Raw genomic sequence first — 20098 nt, forward strand, 5'->3', positions numbered from 1 at the left:
GTCTGTTCGACACCCTGATCCGAAGGGCGACGCCCCCCGTCGCCGGCCGGGCCCAGGGACCTGACACCCCCCCTTTTTGCACAGGTCCCTGGCGCCGGCCGGGTCGCTCCGTCCGGCGCGCCCTTGCCTATTCCGCCGCGTTGGCGACCCTGGCCTTCTCGGCTTCCTCGAAGGCCTCGATGCGCCGGGCGGTGGCCATGGGCGACTTCGTGAAGCGGGCCAGCATGTTGTAGAACACCGGCACCACGAACAGCGTGACCAGGGTGGCGAAGATCGCCCCGAAGAAGATGGTCACCCCGATGGTCTTGCGCGCCTCGCCGCCCGCGCCGCCCCAGACGATCAGCGGGATCGCGCCCGCCGCCGCCGAGATCGACGTCATGATGATCGGCCGCAGGCGCAGGCTGGCGCTCTCGATCACCGCCTCGCGGATGGACAGCCCCTCGTCGCGTAGCTGGTTGGCGAACTCCACGATCAGGATGCCGTTCTTCGCCGCGATGCCGATCAGGATGATCAGCCCGATCTGGCTGTAGGTGTTGATGGACGAATCCACGATCAGCAGGCCGAACAGCCCGCCCACCGCGGCCACCGGCACGGTCAGCATGATCACCGCCGGGTGGATCCAGCTTTCGAACTGCGCCGCCAGCACCAGGAACACCAGCAGCAGCGCCATGCCGAAGGCCAGGCCCACCGAGCCCGAGGCCTCCAGGTAGTCGCGCGCCCCTCCGCCCCACTTCACGGTGACGGCGCCGGATTGCTTGGCCGCCTCGTCGCGGAAGAACTGGATCGCCTCCCCCATGGAATAGCCGGGGTTGAGCTGGGCCGAGAGGCTGATCGAGCGCAGGCGGTCGACCCGCGGGCGGTCCGGCGTGTCGCCACGGATCTGGGTCGTCACCACGGAGGTGATCGGGATCGCCTCGCCCGACGTCGCGCGCACATAGAGCTTGGAAAGGTCCTGCTCGGTCTGGCGGTTACTCCGGTCCGTCTGCAGGAGCACGTCGTACTCCTGGCCGTTCTTGATGTAGGTCGTCACGCGCCGCGAGCCGAACTGGGTCTCCAGCGCCCGGCCGATGGTCTGGGCCGGCACGCCCAGGGCCGCCGCCTTCTCGCGGTCGATGTTGACAATGACCCGCGGGCTTGTCGGCTCGTAGTCCAGGCGCGGGCGCGCCAGTCCGGGGTTGTTGTTGGCCGCTTCCAGGATCGGCTGGATCCAGCGCGCGATCTCCGGGTACTCGGCGCCCGTGGCGATCAGTTGCAGGCTGCTCCCGCCGCCGCCCCCGCCGCCGGGACCGCCCCGCTGCAGGCCGCCTTCCGGCGACACCAGGGCCCGCACCGACGTCACCGACGCCAGCTCGCGGTTGAGCCGCGCCGAGAGCTCGGGCGCCGTCACCTTGGTGTCGGGCGAGAGGATCGCGTTGCCGCCGCCGGTGTTGAACGAGTTGTTCCCGAACCGCGGCATCGAGAAGACGTAGCGCTCGAGAACGCCCTCCTCGCGATAGCGGTTCAGCACCTTCTCGACCTGCTTGAAGGCCGAGACGGTGTAGTCGAAGCCCGCGCCTTCGGGTCCCATGATCATCACCTGGGCGCGCCGGCGGTCCTCCTCCGGCGTGAGCTCGCGCGGCAGGACGGTGAAGATCCCGAACGCGATCAGCCCCAGCACCACCACCAGGCCCGATGCGCCGAACGAGACGATCCGCTTGCCCAGCATCGACTCCAGGGACGCGTGGTACGAGGCCTTAAGCCGGCTCATCGCCGAATCCACGTGGCGGGCGATCCAGCCCTCGCCGTGCGCCGGGCGGAGCAGCTTCGACGCCAGCATCGGCGACAGGGACAGCGCCAGCAGCGCCGAGAACGCCACGGCCGCCGCCACCGACACCGCCAGCTCGACGAACAGGCGGCCGATGAAGCCCGGCAGGAACATCAACGGCGCGAACACCGAGATCAGCACGATGGTGGTGGCCACCACGGCGAAGAACACCTGCCGCGCCCCGCGCTGGGCGGCGACGATCGGCGGCTCGCCCTCGTCGATCCGCCGCTGGATGTTCTCGACCACCACGATGGCGTCGTCGACGACGAGGCCGATGGCCAGCACCAGCGCCAGCAGGGTCAAGAGGTTGATCGAGAAGCCCAGCGGGGCCAGCACGATGAACGTCGAGAGGATGCAGATCGGCGCCACGATCGACGGGATCATCGCCGCGCGCCACGTGCCCAGGAACAGGAAGTTCACCAGCGCCACGCAGCCCAGCGAGATCGCCATGGTGATCCAGACCTCCTGGATCGCGTGCCGCGTGAACTCGGTGTAGTCGACCGAGACGCCGAGCTGGGTGCCCTTCGGCAGGGTGGCGTTGATCTCCTTGATCGCCGCCCGCACGCCGTCCGAGATCTCCAGGTCGTTCGCCTGGCTCTGACGGGTGATGGCGATGCCGACCATGTCCTTGCCGTTCGAGCGGAACAGGCGGCGGCGCTCGTCCGGCCCCTCCTCCACGCGGGCGATGTCGCCCAGGCGGGTGATGTAGCCTTGGCCGGCGGTCGCGGTGGTGACGTCGCGCGTCGCGCCCTGGGCCGCGCCCGCGGTGGCCGCCGTGCCGCCGATCGCGGCCGAGCCCTGCGTCGTCGCCGACGTCCGGGCGGGGGTGATCGGCATCCGGGCGAACTGCTCGGGCGTCGCATAGCCGCGCGCCACGCGGATTGTGAAGTCCTTGGCCGGCGCTTCCAGCGAACCGGCCGGCAGCTCGGCGTTCTGGCTGGTCAGGGCGCTCTCGACGTCCTCGACCGTGATCCCGCGCGCGGCCATGGCCTCGGGGTTGAGCCAGATGCGCATCGAATAGAACTGGGCGCCGCCGACCCCCACCGTCGCCACGCCCGGCACCGTCGACAGCCGCTCGACCAGGTAGCGCTGCGCGTAGTCCGATAGCTGCAGCCGGTTCATCGTCTGCGACGTGAAGTTCAGGAACATGATCGGCGAGGCGTCGGCGTTCGCCTTCTGGATCTGCGGCGGGTCCGCCTGGTCCGGAAGCTGCGCGGTCACGCGGCTCACCGCATCGCGCACATCGTTGGCGGCCGCGTCGAGGTCGCGATCCAGCTTGAACGAGATGTTGATCCGCGAGGAGCCGTCGCGGGAGGACGACTGCACCCGGTCGATGCCCTCGATGCCGGCCACCTGCCGCTCGATCACCTCGGTGATCCGCTCCTCGATCACTTCGGCCGAGGCGCCGCGGTAGGTGGTCGAGATGCCGACCACCGGCGGGTCCACGCTGGGCAGTTCGCGCACGGTCAGGGCGCTGAACGAGGCGATGCCCACCACGCACAGGATGATCGCCGCGACCGCGGCGAAGACCGGACGGCGGACCGAGATGTCCGAGAGCATCATGCCGCGGGCCGCACGGCGGCAGGCCGCGCGCCCTGGGTCGTGGCCGCGGGGCCGCGGGCGCCGCCGCCCTGGGCGATGCGCACCGGCTGGCCGGGCTGAATCTTGTTGAGGCCGTCGGCGACGATCTTCTCGCCCGGCTTCACGCCGTCGACGATCTCGACGAAGCCTTGCTGGCGCACGCCGGTGACGATCGGGCGCTGCTCGACCATGGCGCCGCCCTGGCCGCCCGGCCCCTGTTGGGACGCACCGCCCTGCGCGGCCGGCCGGGTGTGCAGAACGTAGACGAACGCGCCGTCGCCCTGCACCGACACGGCCGACTCCGGCGCGCTGGGGTTGGTTCGCTTGCCGCGCGAGACACCGACGCGCATCAGCATGCCGGGCTTCAGCTTGCCGGCCGCATTGGGGAATTCGGCGCGCGCGGTGATGGCGCGGGTGCGCTCGTCGACACGGGTGTCCAGCTTGGCGATGCGGCCCTGGACCGTCTCGCCGGGGAAGGCGTCGGCGGTGGCCAGCAGCGGCTGGCCTTCGCGGAGTTGGGCGAGATAGCGCTCGGGCACCTGGAAGTCGACGCGGATGACGGACGTGTCGTCGAGCGTGACGATCGGCGCGCCCGGGTTCACCAGGGCGCCGGGGGCCACGTCCGACAGGCCGACGATCCCGGCGAACGGCGCGCGGATCATGCGGTCGTTCTGGCGCGCCTTTGCGGCGGTCACGTCGGCCTGGGCCGACCGCCACGCGGCCTCGAACTGGTCGACCTGCGCCTTGGACGCCCAGCCCTGGTCGCCGAGGGTCTTGTAGCGCTCGTAGGCGCGCTTGGCCTCGACGGCCCGCGCCTCGGCCTGGGCCACGCCCGCGTTCTGCTCGGTGTCGCGCAGCTCGACCAGCACCGCGCCGCGGGGCACCCGCTGGCCGTCCGAAAAGCGCACCTTGTCCACGAGCTGGGTTGCGGCGGCGGTCAGGGTCACCGACTGGCGGCCCTTGGCCACGCCCAGGACTTCGATGGTATCCTCGAAGGCGCGCGGCGACACCACAGCCACCGACACCATGGTGGGCCCGCCGAAGGCGCCGCGGCGCCCCGCGCCGCCCTTGCCTTGCGGCATGCCGCCGGCGCCGCCCATGCCTTGGGCCATGCCGGCCGGCGCGCCCGCGCCCTGCCCGGGCTTCTTGCCCAGCACCTTGAGACCGCCGGCCACGACCATCACGGCCAGGACCACGAGGGCCGCCACAAGGAAAAAGTGCCTTCGGATCAAGCTACGGGTCCCCATACACCCGCGTGTATGCAGGCGGATTACTGATAAATCGGAAGCGCTCTTAGGTGCGCCTTTAAACGCCGTCCAGTGACAGCAGGATGGCTATCCGTTTCCGGACTGAAACTTCACGCGAAACGAAAACGGGCGCCCAGGTCAGGACGCCCGTTTGCACAACTCGGAGGCGTCGGGCGCCCGACGCTAGGCGTCGTAGCCGGGCAGCTCGCGATCCAGCTTGCGCAGGCAGCCCGGCCAGGGCAGCGCGCCGCCGATCCCGCGCGACACCTGCGACTTCACTTCCGCCTGGGAAGCCTCGGGCGCGATGAGGATGTTTTCCCGCCCGGCGCTGAGCGCCATGATCTGCATCTTGCAGGCGCGCTCCAGGTAATACATGCCCACCCAGCAGTCGCCGGCGGTCTTGCCCACCGACAGCGTGCCGTGATTGCGCAGCAACATCAGATCCTTGTCGCCGATGTCGGCCACCAAGCGCGAACGCTCGTCGTGGTTCAGGGCGATGCCTTCGTAGTCGTGGTAGGCCAGCCGCGGCAGCACGATCAGCGCATGCTGCGAAATCGGCAGCAGCCCGTCCTTCTGCGCGGCAACCGCCACGCCCTGGTCCGAGTGCAGGTGCATCACGAACTTGGCGTCCTCGCGGGCGCCGTGGATCGCGGAGTGGATCGTGAAGCCCGCCGGATTGATGAAGTACGGCGTCTCCTGGAGGATGTTGCCGTCCAGGTCGATCTTCACCAGCGACGAGGCGGTGATCTCCTCGAACAGCATCCCGTAGGGATTGATCAGGAAATGGTGCTCCGGCCCGGGGATGCGGGCCGAGATGTGGGTGTAGATCAGGTCGTCCCACCCATGCATCGCCACCAGCCGGTACAGGGCCGCCAGGTCGACGCGCGCCTGCCATTCCTCGGCGCTCACCTTGCCCTTCAGCGACGTGACGCCCGCGACGGAACCGTCAGCCATGGCTGTTCTCCCTGTGATGTCGTTGGTCTGATCGTTGTTCGGTCGCGAAAGTCGCGCCGGGGGGCTCAGCCGTCAAGGCGGGCGACGAGCCGCGCGATCTCCTCGGCCGCGCCGGCGAGGCTCGCGGGGTCCGGCGGCGCCACCGCCAGGCTCGCCAGGAGCGGCCGGGCATGCTTCCGCCGCGAGCGGTCGTAGGCGGGGTCGTAGTGCAGCTTCATGATGGCCTCGGCGAGCCCCGCGAAGTCGCCCGCGTCGATCATCGCCCGCCAGGACGCGAGCCGCTCGGCGCTCGGCCGCACGGGCAACCGCGCGAACGCCGTCTCGAGCGCCGCCCTGTCTGCGACGAGCTCGCCGTACGCGCCCACGAGATAGCGCGCGCGGTCCGCCCGCTCGGCCTCCAGCTCGATCCGCGGCGCCTCGGCGAGACGGCTCCACAGCGCCGGCGGGACCATGCGGTCGCCGATCTTGCTGGACTCGGCCTCCGCCACCACGGGCCGCGCCGGATCCAGCGCGTCCAGCACGCCCAACAGCCGGCTCTCGAACAGCTTCTGGCTGGGCTGCGGCCGACCGGCCAGCGCCCCGAACAGCGAGCCGCGATGGGCGGCCAGGCCCTCCAGGTCCAGCGTCTGCACGCCCCGCGCCTGCAACAGGCCCAGCAACTCGGTCTTGCCCGAGCCGGTGTGCCCGTCCAGCAGCACGAAGTTCAGCCCAAGCGCCCCATCGTATAGGCGCGCGACCACGTCCCGCCGCCAGGTGCGATAGCCGCCCCCCAGAACCGTCGTCCGCCAGCCGACCTGCGACAGGATCGTGGCCATGGCGTTCGAGCGCATGCCGCCCCGCCAGCAATAGACCAATGGCCGGAAGCCGCCGGGCTTGTCGGCCAGCGCCGTCTCCAGGTGATGGGCCACGTTGCGCGCCACGTGCGCCGCGCCCAGCCGCCGGGCGGTGAAGCGCGACTGCTGCACGTAGATCGTCCCCACCTGCGCGCGCTCGGCGTCCGACAGCACCGGCAGGTTCACCGCCCCCGGCAGATGGTCTTCCGCGAACTCGCCCGGGCTGCGCACGTCGATCAGCATGTCGTAGCCGGCCAGGGCGGCGGCCGAGACATCCTGGGTGACTTCGAGGCTCATCGCGGTGCTATAGCGCGCTTCTTCCCGAGAGCGAGCCCATGGCCGAGATCCTGCGACTGACTTCCCTGGCCCACGGCGGCGGTTGCGGCTGCAAGCTGGCGCCGGCCGTGCTGCAGGACATCATCTCCCGCACGCCCGCCCTGGGCGCCTTCCCGGACCTGATGGTCGGGCCGGAGACGTCGGACGACGCGGCGGTCTGGCGGCTCAACGACCAGCAGGCGCTGGTGGCGACCACCGACTTCTTCATGCCCGTCGTCGACGACCCGTTCGACTTCGGCAGGATCGCCGCCACCAACGCGCTGTCCGACGTCTACGCCATGGGCGGGACGCCGATCCTGGCGCTGGCGATCGTCGGCATGCCGGTCGACAAGCTCTCGCCCGAAACCATCGGCCGGATCCTGTCCGGCGGCGCTTCGGTCTGCGCTGCGGCCGGCGTGCCGGTCGCGGGTGGCCATTCGATCGACAGCGTCGAGCCGATCTACGGCCTCGTGGCCCTGGGCCTCGTCCATCCCGACAAGGTGCTGACCAACCGCACCGCCCAGCCCGGCGACGTCCTGGTGCTGACCAAGGGGCTCGGCGTGGGCGTCCTCAGCAACGCCTTCAAGCAGGAGCGCCTCGACGCCGCCGGGTACGCCGCCCTGATCGAGAGCACGACCCAGCTCAATACCCTGGGCCGCGAGCTGCCCGACCTGGCCGGCGTGCACGCCGTCACCGACGTCACCGGCTTCGGCCTGATCGGCCACGCCCTGGAGATGGCGCGTGGCGCCGGCCTCGCCGCCGAGCTGGCGGCGGATGCGCCGGTCTTGCTGCCAGGCGTCGAGGACCTGGTCCGCGCCGGCGTCCGCACCGGCGCGTCGACCCGCAACTGGGCCAGCTACGGGGCCCTGGTGGACGACGCCGGGATCGAGCCCTGGCGGCGCGACCTGCTCACCGACCCGCAGACCAGCGGCGGTCTCCTGATCGCCGTCGCCCCGGACGCCGCCGACGACCTCCTGGCCCTGGCCCACGCCCGTGGCTTCGGGCGCTCCTCAATCGTCGGCCGGCTGGTCGATGGCGCCCCCGGCGTGCGGTTGGTCTAACTGGACCGAACGCGGTTCACGGCGTCCAGCCACAGGGCGTAGGCGCGCTCGCGCGGGTCGGCCGCCATCGCCGGCTGGTAGCCCTCGGTGCGCGGCCGGGCGCCGGCGGCCTCCTCCAGGCCCGAATACACCCCCGCCCCCAGACCCGCGAACAGGGCCGCCCCCAGCGCCGTGGTCTCCTGGTACGTCGCCCGGCAGACCGCCACGCCCGTCAAGTCGGCGAGGCGCTGGCTGAACCACGGGCTGCGCGACATCCCCCCGTCGATCCGCAGCTCCACCTGCCCGTGGAACGCCGTGGGCGCGTCGGCGCGCATCGCCTCGATCAGGTCCCGCGTCTGCAGCGCGCAGGCGTCGAAGGCGGCCCGGGCGATCTCGGCGCGGCCGGCGTCCCGCGTCAGGCCGAAGATCGCCCCCCGCGCATTGGCGTCCCACCATGGCGCCCCGAGGCCGGTGAAGGCCGGGACCAGAACGACGGGCAGGTCCTGGCGGGCCCCCATCGCCAGTCGCTCCGCCGCCTGCGGCCCGCCTTCGATGCCCAGCCCTTCCTCCAGCCACTGGATCGCCGCGCCGGCGATGAAGATCGCGCCCTCCAGCGCATAGGTGGTCTTGCCGCCCACGCGCGCCGCTACTGTCGTCAGCAGCCGCGCCTCCGACACCGGCGCCGTCTCGCCGGTGTTGATCAGCATGAAGCAGCCGGTGCCGTACGTGGCCTTCATCTCGCCCGGACGGATGCAGCCCTGCCCCATCAGCGCCGCCTGCTGGTCGCCCGCCACGCCCCGGATCGGGATCGCCCGTCCCAGGACCGCCGGGTCCGTCTCCCCGAAGTCCCCCGCGCAATCGCGCACGTCAGGCAGCAGGCCCAGCGGGACACCCAGCATCTCGCCCATCTCGGCCGACCACGCGCCGGCCCGGATATCGTACAGCAGCGTTCGCGAGGCGTTCGTGGCGTCGGTGGCGTGGACTTTCCCGCCCGTCAGCTTCCAGATCACCCAGGTGTCGATCGTCCCGGCCAGCAGCTCGCCCCGCGCCGCGGCGTCTCGCGCGCCCGCCACGTGATCGAGCAGCCAAGCCAGCTTCGTGCCCGAGAAATAGGGGTCCAGCAGCAGGCCGGTGACCTGCGTCACCCGCGGCTCGCGGCCCTGCTCCCGCAACCGCGCGCAGAGGTCCTCGGTGCGCCGGTCCTGCCAGACGATCGCCTTGTGCACCGGCCGCCCGGTGGCCTTCTCCCAGACCACCAGCGTCTCCCGCTGGTTGGTGACCCCGAGGGCGGCCACCTCCGACAGGCCGCGGCCCGCCTTCTCCACCGCCGCCTTCAGCACCGCCACCGACGCCTCGAAGATCTCCTCCGCGTCGTGCTCCACCCACCCGTCCCGCGGATAGTGCTGCTGCAGCGGCGCGCCGGCCTCGGCCAGCGGCCGGCCGTCGGCGCCGAAGACGATCGCGCGCGTCGACGTCGTGCCCTGGTCCAGCGCCAGGATGAGCGGTTGCGTCATTTCGTTCGTTCCTCCGCCTCGCGGGCTTGCTTAAGCATGTCTTCACTCGGCGCGCCCAGAGTCGGATATAGCCGTGTTCGTACTGTAGAAATGGGAGACCGGCGTTGAGCCTCGCGATGAGCAGCGAAAGCCTGCTCGATCTCGCAAAGAGCCGCCAGCCGGCGGACCGTGAACGCCTGCTCCTGGCGATCGCGGACCTTTGCGATTCGCCCTACGCGAGCGAGGCGATGAAGGGCCCGGCGATCCAGGCCCTGCTCTCGTCGATCTTCATGAGCCTCGTGGTCGAGGCCGAGCGCGACATCCGCCACCGCCTCTCCCACAAGCTGGCCGCCGCCGAATGGGCGCCCAACGCCCTGATCAACGTGCTGGCCCTCGACGACATCGAGATCGCCCGCCCGATCATCTCCCAGAGCCCGGTGCTCCAGGACGTCGACCTGGTCCGCCTCCTGGTCGAGGCCACCATCGAACACCAGATCGAGGTCGCCCGCCGGCCCAGCCTGGGCCGCACCGTGGTCGCCGCGATCCTGGAACAGGCCGAGCCGGCGGTCCTCACCGCCCTCGCCGGCAACCACACCGCCGAGCTGTCGCCGTCCGAGATGGAGGACCTGGTCGAGGCCTCGCGCCAGATCGCGGCCCTGCGCACGCCGCTCTCGCAGCATCCCCGGCTCACCGACCATCTCGCCCGACGCCTCTACCTGTGGGTCGGGCTGGCCCTGCGCCAGGGGCTGGCCGACCGCTTCCGCCTGGACGTCACCGTCCTGGACGAGGCCCTGGCCGCCTCCATGAGCGAGGCCCAGCACGGCGTCACGGCCGCCGAGGCCGCGCCGCGCACGGCCCGCGAGGGCGAGCGCGAGATGATGGAACAGCGGCTGATCGACAAGCTGCACGGCGCCGGCCAGCTACGGCCGGCCTACCTGATCCGCGCCCTGCGCGAGGGCAAGCTGGGCCTCTTCGCCACCGCTCTCGCCGCCCTCGGCCGCTTCGACGTCAGCCAGGTGCAGGCCACGCTGGATTCCGACCGCCCCGAACTGCTGGCCCTGGCCTGTTCGGCGGTCGGCATCGACCGCAGCGTCTTCCCCGACATCCTCGACATGACGCGCAAGCTGAACGACGGCCGTCCCGGCGGCGGCGCCGAGGGCGCGCGCAAGGCGTCCGTGGCCTTCGCGCCGGTCTCTGCCGAGGTCGCCGCGGCCGCCTTCCGCCAGGCCGCTCGGGCCCTGTCATACGCCTGACTCAAACCGGCGTTTGACACGGCGCGGAGCTTCGGGCGTCTCTAGAGCGCGATCCGCCGGGGCGGAGGCCCGTTCGGCGAAGAGATCGCGATCGAAAACAAGGAGATGGAGCCCTCTCCTCCCCTTCGGATGATTCCGTTTGAAGGCGGAGTGGCTCTGGCCGCCGATGAAAAAGTCGTTCGTGACTCGCCTCACCTTCGTCGCCAGCAACCGGCCGGAAGCCCAGGAGTCCCGTGACCGCCTGGTGGCGCGCTACGGCGATGCGGGGCTCGACGACGCCCAGGTGATCGTCGCCCTCGGCGGCGACGGCTTCATGCTGGAGACGGTCCACGAGCTGATGCAGGCGGGCAAACCGATCTACGGCATGAACCGCGGCTCGGTCGGCTTCCTGATGAACGAGTTCGCCGAGGACGATCTGCTGGGCCGCATCAACGCCGCCGAGCACGCCGAAATCCACCCGCTGCGCATGCAGGCCGTCGACGTCGACGGCAAGACGCACGAGGCCCTGGCGTTCAACGAGGTCAGCCTCCTGCGCACCACCCGCCAGGCGGCGAAGCTGCGAATCTCGGTCGACGGCAAGGTGCGGCTGTCCGAACTGATCTGCGACGGCGCCCTGATCTCCACGCCGATGGGCTCGACCGCCTACAACCTCTCGGCCCACGGCCCGATCATCCCCCTCGACGCCAAGATCCTGGCCCTGACCCCTATCAGCGCCTTCCGCCCCCGCCGCTGGCGCGGCGCCCTGCTCTCGCACACCGCGCGCCTGCGCCTGGAGGTGCTGGAGGGCGAGAAGCGCCCGGTCAGCGCCGTGGCCGACAACTTCGAGGCGCCGAACGTAATGGAGGTCTACATCGCCGAGGACCGCGACGTGTCCCTCATCATGCTGTTCGACGCGGGCCGAAGCCTGGAAGAGCGGGTCCTGGCCGAGCAGTTCTCGGTCTGAAAAGTCCTGCCGACACCGGTCATTAACGGGTTCACCTTATTTTCGCCGTGCGATCGTTCGGGAGAGTCACGTGAGCGAACCCAAGTCCGGCCAGATGATCCAGGCCCCCAACGCGCTGCGCCTGAAGGTGGGCGGCGGCCGTCTCGGCGCCATCGATCCGGCCGCGATCGCCAAGGCCGAAGCCGCGCTGAAGAGCCTGTCGGGCAACTTCACCCAGTGGCTCAACGACGAGATCACCAAGCTCGAAGGCGCCCGCCAGACGGTCCGCACCGAAGGCGCCACGCCCGAGAACATGGAAAGCCTCTACCTGCGCGCCCATGACCTGAAGGGCCTGGGCACCACCTACGGCTTCCCGCTGATCACCCGCATCGCCGCCCTGCTCTGCCGCCTGATCGACGACAAGGCCAAGCGCCTGAAAGCCCCGGTGGCCCTGATCGACGCCCACATCGACGCCATCAAGGCGGCCGCCCGCGACGACATCAAGACCGAGGAACACCCGGTCGGGAAGATCCTCGTCCAGGAACTCGAAAGCCGCATCCGCGACTTCGGCGCCTAAGCGGCGCCTACACCTTCATCGCGAGCTGCGTGCGCTCCATCGCCTCGGCGACGGGGCCGTAGCCGGCGTCCGGCGGCAGCACCAGGAAGCGTGCGCCGTCCCGCACCTCCACCTGCGGCAGCACCGGCACCAGCGCTCGCGCCTCGGCGCGCGCCACACAGTCCTGCGCGCTGTTCGCCTCGGCCAGCAACTGCACGTTCATCCGCGTCGGGAAGATCACCGTCCGCTCGCCAGCGTCGGCCAGTCGCAGCACCTCCTGCGGCGCGATCCACTCCGCATCCACGGCCTCGCGGCCATCGGCGGCGGCCACCTGGTCGGCGGGCGCGCGCACGGCGTAGAACCAGGTGTCGAAGCGCTTCGGCATCATGGTCGGCGTGATCCAGCGGGCGAAGACGCTCAGCGCGTCCAGCCGCAGCCGCACGCCCAGCTCGCGCACCACGTCGATGAACGCCGCCTCGCCGCGATCCACGGCCGAGCGCATCTGCGGATCGCTCGCCTCGGCGAAGTCCGAGCCGTCCAGCCGCTCCGCCAGCAGGATCCCGGCCTCCTCATAGGCCTCCCGGATCGCGGCGATGCGCAGGCTGCGCTGCTCGTCGTCGAACCGCTCCCAGCCGGTGCAATGCTCGGCCCACCCGGCGTCCAGGTCGCCGCCGTGGGTCTTGCCGCCCGGGAACACCAGGGCGCCGGACGCGAAGTCGATCTGATGATGGCGCTTGACCATCAGGACCTCGAACTGCGGCTCATCACGGAGCAGCAGGATGGTGGCGGCCGGCTTCGTCTCGGCCGGTTGGGGCGTTTCGCTCATGCGCGTCAGCTTGGTCCCCCCGCCCGCCCCAGGCAAGGCTCACCCCGGGGAACCGTCAGGCGATGAGGACGACGTCCTCTTCGACCTCCGCCTCGGCCGGCTCAGGCGCCGGGGCGAGGCGGCCGTCCATGCGGCTCAGCAGGTAGTCGACGTCCTCGCGCGCGGCCTGTTCGGGCTGGGTGAGGAAGCGCTGCAGCATCCGCTCTTGGAAACGCTCCTGGTCCTTCGACCCGCCGTCGAACTCCATGGAGTGGTAAGTGTCGACCGCCGCCCGGAACGCGGGGAACAGCCGCGCCGGCAGGCCGGCCCGCTCGTAAATCGCCCGCAGGCCCAGCGGGCCGGCGTCGTGGATCATCAACCAGGTGCGGTGGTGCGGCACGCCGGCCAATTCGGCCACGCCCCACTCGAAGAAGGTCATGTGCCCGCTCGCCAGCGCGCGCAGCAGCAGCGAGGCGGTGAGCCGGCCCTCGGCGTTGAGGTGGGTCACCAGAGTGCGGACGTCGGCGGCCTTGCCCGCCTGGTCCACCAGGTCGACGGTCGCCCGCTCGGCCGTACCCGTCACGATCTCCATCGCCATTTCGGCGGTGACCGCGTGGTGCGTCAGCAGGTGGTCGCGGACCTGTTCCGTGACCAGGTTGATGAGCCGTTCGGTGACCGAGAGCGGCAGGGCGTTCCGATAGGCCACCGAGGCCAGCACGCGCTCCGACCGCTCGAACCGGTCGACGATGCGGTTCAGCGCGCTTTCGGCGAAGTCCGCGCCCGGGTTGCCGCACGCCGCCGCGACGGCCCGTTCGCCGCCATGCTCGGCCAGGCTCTCGGTGACCGTGCGCGACAGTTCGGGCCGCCGCGCGATCGCCACCTGTCGGACCGGTCCGCCCAGCCGCACGATCTCGGCGAGGTCCGCGTCGGTGAAGGCCGGCGAGAACGACAGCAGCGGCAGGCAGACGCTCTCGACGTCGCGCGAAAGCTGCAGCGCCACGTCGCGCGGCACCAGGGGCGAGGCCTGCAGGGTCTCGGCGATCGCCTTGCGCACCATCTCGGCGGCGTCGGCCGCCATGATGCGCAGGATGTCGGCCGCCAGCTCACGATCCTCGGACGAGAGCGGCGCGCGATCGATGTTGTGGCAGAGCTTCCGGGCGGCCAGCGCGCGCTCGTCCGGGGTCGCCCCCTTCACCAGCGTGCGAATGTCCTCGTCCGTCAGCGCCGAACGCGTCGTCGCCATCCCCGTCTCTCGATCCCCCTCCGAAGACGCTTCGGAGTCCCGCGATTCGACATTTGCCCGGTCAAGCTTAACGGGAGGTTGCCGACCGAATCTGTGGATTAAGGATTTCGCGTAACGGGCCGCCAACGGGTGGCGCCATAGCGTCGCATCCTGCCGAAATCAGGGACCCATCCGTGGCCACGCCCCCCTCCGCTCCCGCGCCCGGCCTTTCCGAAGACGCCCAGGGCATGGCGGCCCAGGCCGCGCTTCTGCCCTACGCCCTACTGGCGTTCGGCGTCGGCCTGCCGATCTTCGTCTGGGTGGCCGGCCACGCCGCCAACGCCGCCTGGATGAGCGTCAACCTGGCCGCGTTCGCCGTCGGCTGGGGCGGCTTCTATGCGGCGGTGAACTGGCTGAAGACGCCGGCCGGAGCCGACCTGCGCAGGCGCGCGCGGGTCCACGTGCTGGCAGGCCTCGTCTGGTCGCTGGCGATGGCGAGCTTGGCGCTCTTCGCCCATTTCGCGGGCCCCGTGCGGGAAACCCTGCTGCTCCTGACGCTGGGCGGCGCAATGGTCTGCGTCGTCTTCACCGCAACCTGGCTGCCCAGCCTGCTGATCGTGGCCCCGGCCGCCCTGGCCGGACCGCTCGTCGGCCTCTTCCTGCAGCCCGAGGATCAGGACATCGCCCGCATCGCGTTGACCGCGGCCGCGCTTTCCCTGGCGCTCGCCCTGCTGGTCAACCGCATCCTGCGCGCCCAATTCGCCTTGGCCGCCGAGCGCGAGGTGCTCATCGCCGACCGCGCCGGGCAGGCCGAGGCGGCGCGCCGGCTGGCCCGCTCCAAGTCCGACCTCGTCTCCACTCTGTCGGACGAGATCCGCAACGGCCTGACCGGCGTGGCCCACATCCTGGGCTCCGCCGCCGGCGGTCGCGCCGCGCCCTCGCGCCAACAGGTCGCCGCCGCCCTCGACGCCGTGAACGACCTGCTGCAGGTGCTGGAGACGACCGTCGACGCCGAGGACGCGGAGGCGGGCCGCCTCACTGTCGAGACCCGGCCGGTGGACCTCGCCGCCGTCGCGCGCGACCTCGTGCAGCAGAGCCGGCCCGCCGCCACGGCCAAGGGGCTCGACCTCGCGCTGCAGATGGACGAGCGGCTGGCCGACGGCCAAGGCCGCGCGATCGCCGACCCGGTCCGCGCGCGCCAGGTGCTGGCCGCCCTTATCGGCAACGCCGTGAAGTTCACCGTTGGCGGCCGGATCGAGGTCCGGCTGTCGATCCAGGACGACCGCGTCCTCGCCGCCGTGGCCGACACCGGCCCCGGCCTCTCCGAGGCCGAGCTCGCCGCCGCCCTCCGCCCGTTCGAGCGCGTGAGCCGCACCGCCGCCGGCGCCTCGGGCGCCGGGCTGGGCTTGCCGCTCGCGGTGCGTCTCGCGCGGCTGATGGGCGGCGACCTGCGCGCCGAGAGCACGCCGGGCCTGGGCAGCTGCTTCACGCTCGACCTGCCCTTCGACGCCGCGGCCGGAACCCGGCCCGCGCCTGAGCCTGCGACGCCGGCCGCGCCGTCGGCGCCCGAGCCGACCCGTCGCCTCCGCATCCTGATGGTCGAGACCGACGCCCACGCCGCCGCCATGCTGCGCGCCTGCCTCGAACAGCTCGGCCACCAGGTGGTCCAGGCCGCGAACGGCGAGCGGGCTGTCGGCCTCGCCCGGATCTGCGACCTCGACCTTGTCGTCGCCGACAGCGCGGAGGCGATTTCGGCGCTGCGCGGCCTCGCCGGCGCCGCGGCCGAAACCCCCGTCGTCGGTCTGACCAGCGGCGAGGCCGCCGACGCCGAGGCGATTCTCGCGGCGGGGGCCGACGCGCTTCTGCGCCGCCCGGTCGCCGTCCCGGCCATCGCCCGCGCCGTAGCCGAAGCCGTCTCGCCCCGCGCGCCGGCCAACGATGGAGCCTGCGCGGCGTAGGCGCCGTCCCGTCACCTCCGCTACGTTGGCCGCAAAAGGGAGGCCCGCGTGCTGCTGCAAGGTCTGAAGGTCGTCGATTTCTCCGCCTACATCGCCGGTCCCGGCGCGGCGGGCATCCTGGCGGATTGGGGCGCCTCGGTGATCAAGGTCGAGCGGCCGGGCGGCGACAACATGCGCCACATCTTCCAGGACCTCGCCAACGACCTGGGATCGAACCCGACGTTCGACCTCGACAACCGTGGCAAGCGCGGCGTCGTGCTCGACATCTCCAAGCCCGCTGGCCGCGACGCGCTGGCCAAGCTCGCGGCCGAGGCCGACGTCTTCCTCACCAACGTCCGTCCGGTCTCCCTGAAGAAGAACGGCCTCGACGACGAGACCCTGCGCAAGGCCAACCCCCGGCTGATCTACGCCGTGATCACCGGCTACGGCCTCGAAGGACCCGAGGCGCACCTCCCGGGCTTTGACGTCACCGCCTTCTGGGCGCGCTCGGGCATTGGCTACATGACTGCGCCGAAGGGGGCCGAGCCCTTCCTGCGCACCTCCGGCGTCGGCGACCACACCACTTCGCTCGCCACGGTCTCGGCGATCCTGGCGGCGCTCTACGAGCGCGAGCGGACGGGTGTCGGCCGGCTAGTGCAGACGTCGCTGCTGGCCTCCGGCGTCTACCTCATGGGCTCGGACATGGCCGTGCAGCTCAAGTTCGGCCGCGTCGCCTCGGTGCGTCCGCGCGCCAACCCGATCAATGCGCTGTCCAACTACTTCCAGAGCTCGGAAGGGCGCTGGTTCGTGCACAATCCCCGTGGCTCGGGCGGCGGCTGGGAGAAGTTCTGCGAGGCCGCCGGCCGCGCCGACCTCATCACCGACGAACGCTTCGCCACCGGCAAGGCCCGCCGGCAGAACGCGGCCCAGCTCTCGGCCGAACTGGACGCCGGCTTCGCCGCCCTGCCCTTCGACGAGATCGCCCGCCGGCTGGACGCCGCCGACCTCGTCTGGGCGCCGCTCCAGACCCCCGGCGAGGTGGCCGAGGACCCGCAGGTGGCCGCCGCGGGCGCGTTCGTCGAGGTCGAGGATGGCCAGGGCGGCGCCTACCGCTCGCCCGCCGCGCCCGCCCGCTTCCCCGGCGCCGACGCCACCCGCCTGCCCCGCGCGCCCCGCCTGGGCGAGCACACGCGCGAGGTCCTGGCCGAGATCGGCTACGACGATGCGCAGATCGAAGCGATGTTCGCCGACGGCGCCGCCGCCTGACCCCCCGTCTCCGCTGCGCGGGAGAGGGAAGAGTTAGCTGTCGCGGCTGTCCGAGAGGACCTTCAGCATCTCGCTGGTGAAGAGCGAGCCGGTCAGGCGGCTGCCGACGCCGGCCTGATCGGCGGGCTGCGAGCCGCGCAGGATCATCGCGACCAGGGCGTCCTGCTCCCGCTGGCGCGAGGCGCGCCGGGTCGAGGCGTACTGGATGAAGCCGCCGTCGACCGGGTCGCTCGCCGCGTCGGGCCGGTCCACGGCCATGCCGCCGCCGCCCGTGCGGGTGAGGTTCGCATAGACCTCGCCCACGGTCGCCGCCCGGCCTTCGCGGTAGAAGATCGCCTTGTTCGCGCGCGCCGCGTCCGGGAACAGCGAGGCGGCCGTGGCGCCGGGCTGGCTCTCGGCCGCCTGGATCAGCTTCGCCGAGCCGGCCGGCCCCAGGAAGTGGGCCACATAGAGTTCGCCCGAGGTCGGCTCGCGCCCCACCCGCCCCTTCAGATAGGCCGCGTGGTCGGCGGCCAGTTCGCCCGCCATCAGCGAGGCGGCGTGCGGGTCCAGCTTCAGGTCCATGACCGCGCGCCGAGCCTCGCCGTCGGCGACGCGATAGCGCCCGTCCGAACCGCGGGAAATCAGGTCCGCATAGCGCGCATAGCCGTGCTTGGAGCCGTGCTGCTTCAGGGTCGAGAGCCAGGTCTGGTCCACGAACTGGAAGAGGCCGGCCGCCGACGACGTCGCGGCGCGGGCGCGCGGGTTGAAGCTGCTCTCGCGGTTCGCGGTCTTCATCAGGAATCCGAAGTCCACCCCCGTCGCCTGGGAGGCGCGCTGGATGGCGGCTTCGACGATGCCTCGGATTCCCTCGACGGCCATGCTGCAGGAGTCGCCGATCATGGTTAACGCCCGGCTAACCCTGTTTACGAATGTGCGTCAGGCCCGGACCGTCGCCACATTACCGCTGTAATTTCCGAATGCATTACGAATGTAAATCATTCGGGAGCCTGCCCATGGTCATCCGCCAGCCCACCGTCTTCGACTTCGCCGCGCCCAAGCGGCGCATGTCCCGCCGCACCAGCCTGATCGTTGCAATCTCCCTGGGGGTCCACGCTCTCGTCGCGGCTTACCTCGCCATGATGCAGTTCGCCCCGCCGAAGGCCGAGGTGGCCGTCGACAAGCCCGTCGACATCGAAATCTACACCCTGCCCAAGCCGCCCCCGCCGCCGCCGCCGAAGACGCCCCGCCCGCTGACGCCGGCCCCGCGCCCGCCGGTCCTCACCACGACCCCGATCCCGGTCGCGCCCACGCCCTTACCGCCGGTGGCCGACCCCATTCCGACGCCTGGCCCCGTCATCGCCGCCCCGCCGGCGCTGCCGACCCCGCCCGCGCCGGACCCGGTCATCCGGAACCCGACCTGGGTCAGTCGGCCCAGCGGCGGGGAGATGGCGCGCTTCTACCCCGACCGCGCCGTCCGAATGGAGATCGAGGGCCGCGCCGTGATCTCGTGCGAGGTCACCGACGCCGGCGCCGTCAGCGCCTGCCGCGTCGTCTCGGAAACCCCGGACGACATGGGCTTCGGCGCCGCGGCCCTGAAGCTCGCCAGGTACTTCCGCATGAGCCCGCAGACCGTCGACGGCCGCCCGGTCGGGGGCGCCCAGGTCTCGATCCCCATCGCCTTCCGCCTGCCGAAGTAGCGGCCCGCCTGGGCCTGCCCTAGTAGCTTTTCGGCAGGCCCAGCACGCGCTCGGCGATGTAGTTCAGGATCATCTCGCGGCTGACCGGAGCGATGCGGGCGATCATCGCCTCGCGGAAGTAGCGCTCGACGTCGAACGCCTTGGCGTAGCCCATGCCGCCGTGCGCCAGCACCGCCGCCTCGCAGGCGTTGAACCCTGCCTCGCCGCCCAGGTACTTGGCCGCATTGGCCTCGGCGCCGCACTCGCGCCCGGCGTCGAAGAGCGCCGCCGCCTTGAACGCCATCAGGTTCGCCGCCTCCAGCTCGGCCCAGGCTTTGGCCAGCGGGTGCGCCACCCCCTGGTTCTGGCCGATGGGCCGGCCGAACACGACCCGCTCCTTGGCATAGCCCGCGGCCCGCGCCAGCGCCGCCCGGCCCAGCCCCACCGCCTCGGCGCCGATCAGTACCCGCTCGGGGTTCAGCCCCTCCAGCAGGTAGTAGAAGCCCCGCCCTTCCTCACCCACCAGGTCCTCGGCCGGCACATGCAGGTCGTCGATGAAAACCGCATTCGATTCAACGGCTTTCCGGCCCATCTTCGGGATCGGCGTCGCCGTGATCCGGCTGCGGTCGAAGTCGGTGTAGAAGAGGCTCAGGCCCTCGGTCGGCCGCCTTGCCTCTTCCTTCGGCGTGGTCCGCGCGATGATCAGCATCTTGGTCGCGCGCTGGGCGTTGGTGGTCCACATCTTCCGACCACGGATGACGTAGCCGTCGTTGGTCCGCGTCGCCCGCGTCGTCAGGCTGGTGGTGTCCAGCCCCGCGTCCGGCTCGGTCACGGCGAAGCAGGTCCGGTCCTCGCCGGCGATGATCCGCGGGATCGCCTTTTTCCGCTGTTCCTCGCTGCCGAACTTCACCACCGGCATCAGGCCGAAGATGTTCAGGTGCATGGCGCTGGCGCCCGAGAAGCCCGCGCCGCTCTCGGCCACCGCCTGCATGACGATCGCCGCCTCGGTCAGGCCCAGGCCCGCCCCGCCCAGCTCGGTCGGCATCGCCACGCCCAGCCAGCCTGCCTGCGCCATCGCCGCCACGAAGGCCTCGGGAAACTCGCCGGTCTCGTCTGTCCGCCGCCAGTAGGCCGCGTCGAACCCTGCGCAGAGGCGCACCACCGCGTCGCGGATCGCCTGCTGCTCGTCCGAAAACCAGAAGCCGTTCATGG

Annotated in this window: 16 protein-coding genes; 7 read left to right on the top strand and 9 right to left on the bottom strand. The window is 71.4% G+C overall.

Features of this window, described 5'->3' with window-relative positions; translation table 11 throughout:
- Positions 1-127 precede the first annotated feature (127 nt).
- The 4 genes from Q0L11_RS06865 to mnmH form a co-directional block, all read right to left on the bottom strand.
- Entirely contained in the window at positions 128-3364 is a 3237-nt protein-coding gene (locus tag Q0L11_RS06865) for an efflux RND transporter permease subunit (RefSeq protein WP_296596282.1), read from the bottom strand.
- Positions 3364-4617, bottom strand: coding sequence for an efflux RND transporter periplasmic adaptor subunit (locus Q0L11_RS06870; protein WP_296596248.1), 1254 nt, complete (start codon positions 4615-4617; stop codon positions 3364-3366). The genes Q0L11_RS06865 and Q0L11_RS06870 overlap by 1 nt, the downstream gene beginning before the upstream one ends.
- A 198-nt stretch (positions 4618-4815) precedes the next feature.
- Positions 4816-5586, bottom strand: coding sequence for a class II aldolase/adducin family protein (locus tag Q0L11_RS06875; RefSeq protein WP_296596249.1), 771 nt, complete (start codon positions 5584-5586; stop codon positions 4816-4818).
- 65 nt (positions 5587-5651) lie between these two features.
- Complete coding sequence (gene mnmH, locus Q0L11_RS06880) at positions 5652-6716, bottom strand: tRNA 2-selenouridine(34) synthase MnmH (protein ID WP_296596250.1); 1065 nt, start codon at positions 6714-6716, stop codon at positions 5652-5654.
- A gap of 38 nt (positions 6717-6754) precedes the next feature.
- Between mnmH and selD the strand changes: the two genes are divergently transcribed.
- Positions 6755-7795 (top strand): selenide, water dikinase SelD, encoded by a 1041-nt coding sequence (gene selD / locus Q0L11_RS06885; protein WP_296596251.1) that lies wholly within the window; start codon positions 6755-6757, stop codon positions 7793-7795.
- Here the strand turns inward: selD and glpK are convergent.
- The gene (gene glpK, locus Q0L11_RS06890) at positions 7792-9288 is read right to left on the bottom strand and encodes a glycerol kinase GlpK (RefSeq protein WP_296596252.1); all 1497 of its coding nucleotides are present in this window, start codon (positions 9286-9288) and stop codon (positions 7792-7794) included. The two genes, selD and glpK, sit on opposite strands and share 4 nt — an antisense overlap.
- Positions 9289-9404: 116 nt before the next feature.
- Between glpK and Q0L11_RS06895 the strand changes: the two genes are divergently transcribed.
- The 3 genes from Q0L11_RS06895 (at position 9405) to Q0L11_RS06905 (ending at position 12019) form a co-directional block, all read left to right on the top strand.
- Positions 9405-10520, top strand: coding sequence for a DUF2336 domain-containing protein (locus Q0L11_RS06895; RefSeq protein WP_296596253.1), 1116 nt, complete (start codon positions 9405-9407; stop codon positions 10518-10520).
- Positions 10521-10686: 166 nt separating this feature from the next.
- Complete coding sequence (locus tag Q0L11_RS06900; protein ID WP_296596255.1) at positions 10687-11463, top strand: NAD kinase; 777 nt, start codon at positions 10687-10689, stop codon at positions 11461-11463.
- A gap of 70 nt (positions 11464-11533) precedes the next feature.
- Positions 11534-12019 (top strand): Hpt domain-containing protein, encoded by a 486-nt coding sequence (locus tag Q0L11_RS06905; RefSeq protein WP_296596256.1) that lies wholly within the window; start codon positions 11534-11536, stop codon positions 12017-12019.
- 7 nt (positions 12020-12026) lie between these two features.
- Here the strand turns inward: Q0L11_RS06905 and Q0L11_RS06910 are convergent, their stop codons facing one another.
- Together Q0L11_RS06910 and Q0L11_RS06915 are read right to left on the bottom strand one after the other, a co-directional pair.
- The gene (locus Q0L11_RS06910) at positions 12027-12824 is read right to left on the bottom strand and encodes an NUDIX domain-containing protein (RefSeq protein ID WP_296596257.1); all 798 of its coding nucleotides are present in this window, start codon (positions 12822-12824) and stop codon (positions 12027-12029) included.
- A gap of 55 nt (positions 12825-12879) precedes the next feature.
- Entirely contained in the window at positions 12880-14046 is a 1167-nt protein-coding gene (locus tag Q0L11_RS06915; protein ID WP_296596259.1) for a DUF2336 domain-containing protein, read from the bottom strand.
- A gap of 173 nt (positions 14047-14219) precedes the next feature.
- Here Q0L11_RS06915 and Q0L11_RS06920 point away from each other — a divergent pair, with 173 nt between their 5' ends.
- Complete coding sequence (locus tag Q0L11_RS06920; RefSeq protein WP_367183361.1) at positions 14220-15983, top strand: ATP-binding protein; 1764 nt, start codon at positions 14220-14222, stop codon at positions 15981-15983.
- A 48-nt stretch (positions 15984-16031) separates the two neighbouring features.
- Positions 16032-17228 carry a CaiB/BaiF CoA-transferase family protein gene (locus tag Q0L11_RS06925; protein WP_296596260.1) on the top strand — a complete coding sequence of 399 codons (1197 nt, stop codon included), beginning with the start codon at positions 16032-16034 and terminating at the stop codon, positions 17226-17228.
- A gap of 33 nt (positions 17229-17261) precedes the next feature.
- On the opposite strand, the gene Q0L11_RS06930 is transcribed toward Q0L11_RS06925, so the two are convergent.
- Positions 17262-18089 (bottom strand): transglycosylase SLT domain-containing protein, encoded by an 828-nt coding sequence (locus Q0L11_RS06930; protein WP_296596284.1) that lies wholly within the window; start codon positions 18087-18089, stop codon positions 17262-17264.
- 134 nt (positions 18090-18223) lie between these two features.
- Between Q0L11_RS06930 and Q0L11_RS06935 the strand changes: the two genes are divergently transcribed.
- Positions 18224-18907 carry an energy transducer TonB gene (locus tag Q0L11_RS06935; RefSeq protein WP_296596262.1) on the top strand — a complete coding sequence of 228 codons (684 nt, stop codon included), beginning with the start codon at positions 18224-18226 and terminating at the stop codon, positions 18905-18907.
- Positions 18908-18926: 19 nt separating this feature from the next.
- Here Q0L11_RS06935 and Q0L11_RS06940 read toward each other — a convergent pair whose 3' ends face one another.
- Entirely contained in the window at positions 18927-20096 is a 1170-nt protein-coding gene (locus Q0L11_RS06940; RefSeq protein WP_296596263.1) for an acyl-CoA dehydrogenase family protein, read from the bottom strand.
- Positions 20097-20098 lie beyond the last annotated feature (2 nt).

The organism is Phenylobacterium sp., from assembly GCF_024508875.1.
Taxonomy (GTDB): Bacteria; Pseudomonadota; Alphaproteobacteria; order Caulobacterales; family Caulobacteraceae; genus Phenylobacterium.

What these genes read in the sequence shown, in the direction of transcription:
- Q0L11_RS06865 (WP_296596282.1), bottom strand. Translation starts at nt 3,364, where the DNA reads ATGCTCTCGGACATCTCGGTCCGCCGTCCGGTCTTCGCCGCGGTCGCG.
- Q0L11_RS06875 (WP_296596249.1), bottom strand. Translation starts at nt 5,586, where the DNA reads ATGGCTGACGGTTCCGTCGCGGGCGTCACGTCGCTGAAGGGCAAGGTG.
- mnmH (WP_296596250.1), bottom strand. Translation starts at nt 6,716, where the DNA reads ATGAGCCTCGAAGTCACCCAGGATGTCTCGGCCGCCGCCCTGGCCGGC.
- selD (WP_296596251.1), top strand. Translation starts at nt 6,755, where the DNA reads ATGGCCGAGATCCTGCGACTGACTTCCCTGGCCCACGGCGGCGGTTGC.
- glpK (WP_296596252.1), bottom strand. Translation starts at nt 9,288, where the DNA reads ATGACGCAACCGCTCATCCTGGCGCTGGACCAGGGCACGACGTCGACG.
- Q0L11_RS06895 (WP_296596253.1), top strand. Translation starts at nt 9,405, where the DNA reads ATGAGCAGCGAAAGCCTGCTCGATCTCGCAAAGAGCCGCCAGCCGGCG.
- Q0L11_RS06900 (WP_296596255.1), top strand. Translation starts at nt 10,687, where the DNA reads ATGAAAAAGTCGTTCGTGACTCGCCTCACCTTCGTCGCCAGCAACCGG.
- Q0L11_RS06910 (WP_296596257.1), bottom strand. Translation starts at nt 12,824, where the DNA reads ATGAGCGAAACGCCCCAACCGGCCGAGACGAAGCCGGCCGCCACCATC.
- Q0L11_RS06915 (WP_296596259.1), bottom strand. Translation starts at nt 14,046, where the DNA reads ATGGCGACGACGCGTTCGGCGCTGACGGACGAGGACATTCGCACGCTG.
- Q0L11_RS06930 (WP_296596284.1), bottom strand. Translation starts at nt 18,089, where the DNA reads ATGGCCGTCGAGGGAATCCGAGGCATCGTCGAAGCCGCCATCCAGCGC.
- Q0L11_RS06935 (WP_296596262.1), top strand. Translation starts at nt 18,224, where the DNA reads ATGGTCATCCGCCAGCCCACCGTCTTCGACTTCGCCGCGCCCAAGCGG.
- Q0L11_RS06940 (WP_296596263.1), bottom strand. Translation starts at nt 20,096, where the DNA reads ATGAACGGCTTCTGGTTTTCGGACGAGCAGCAGGCGATCCGCGACGCG.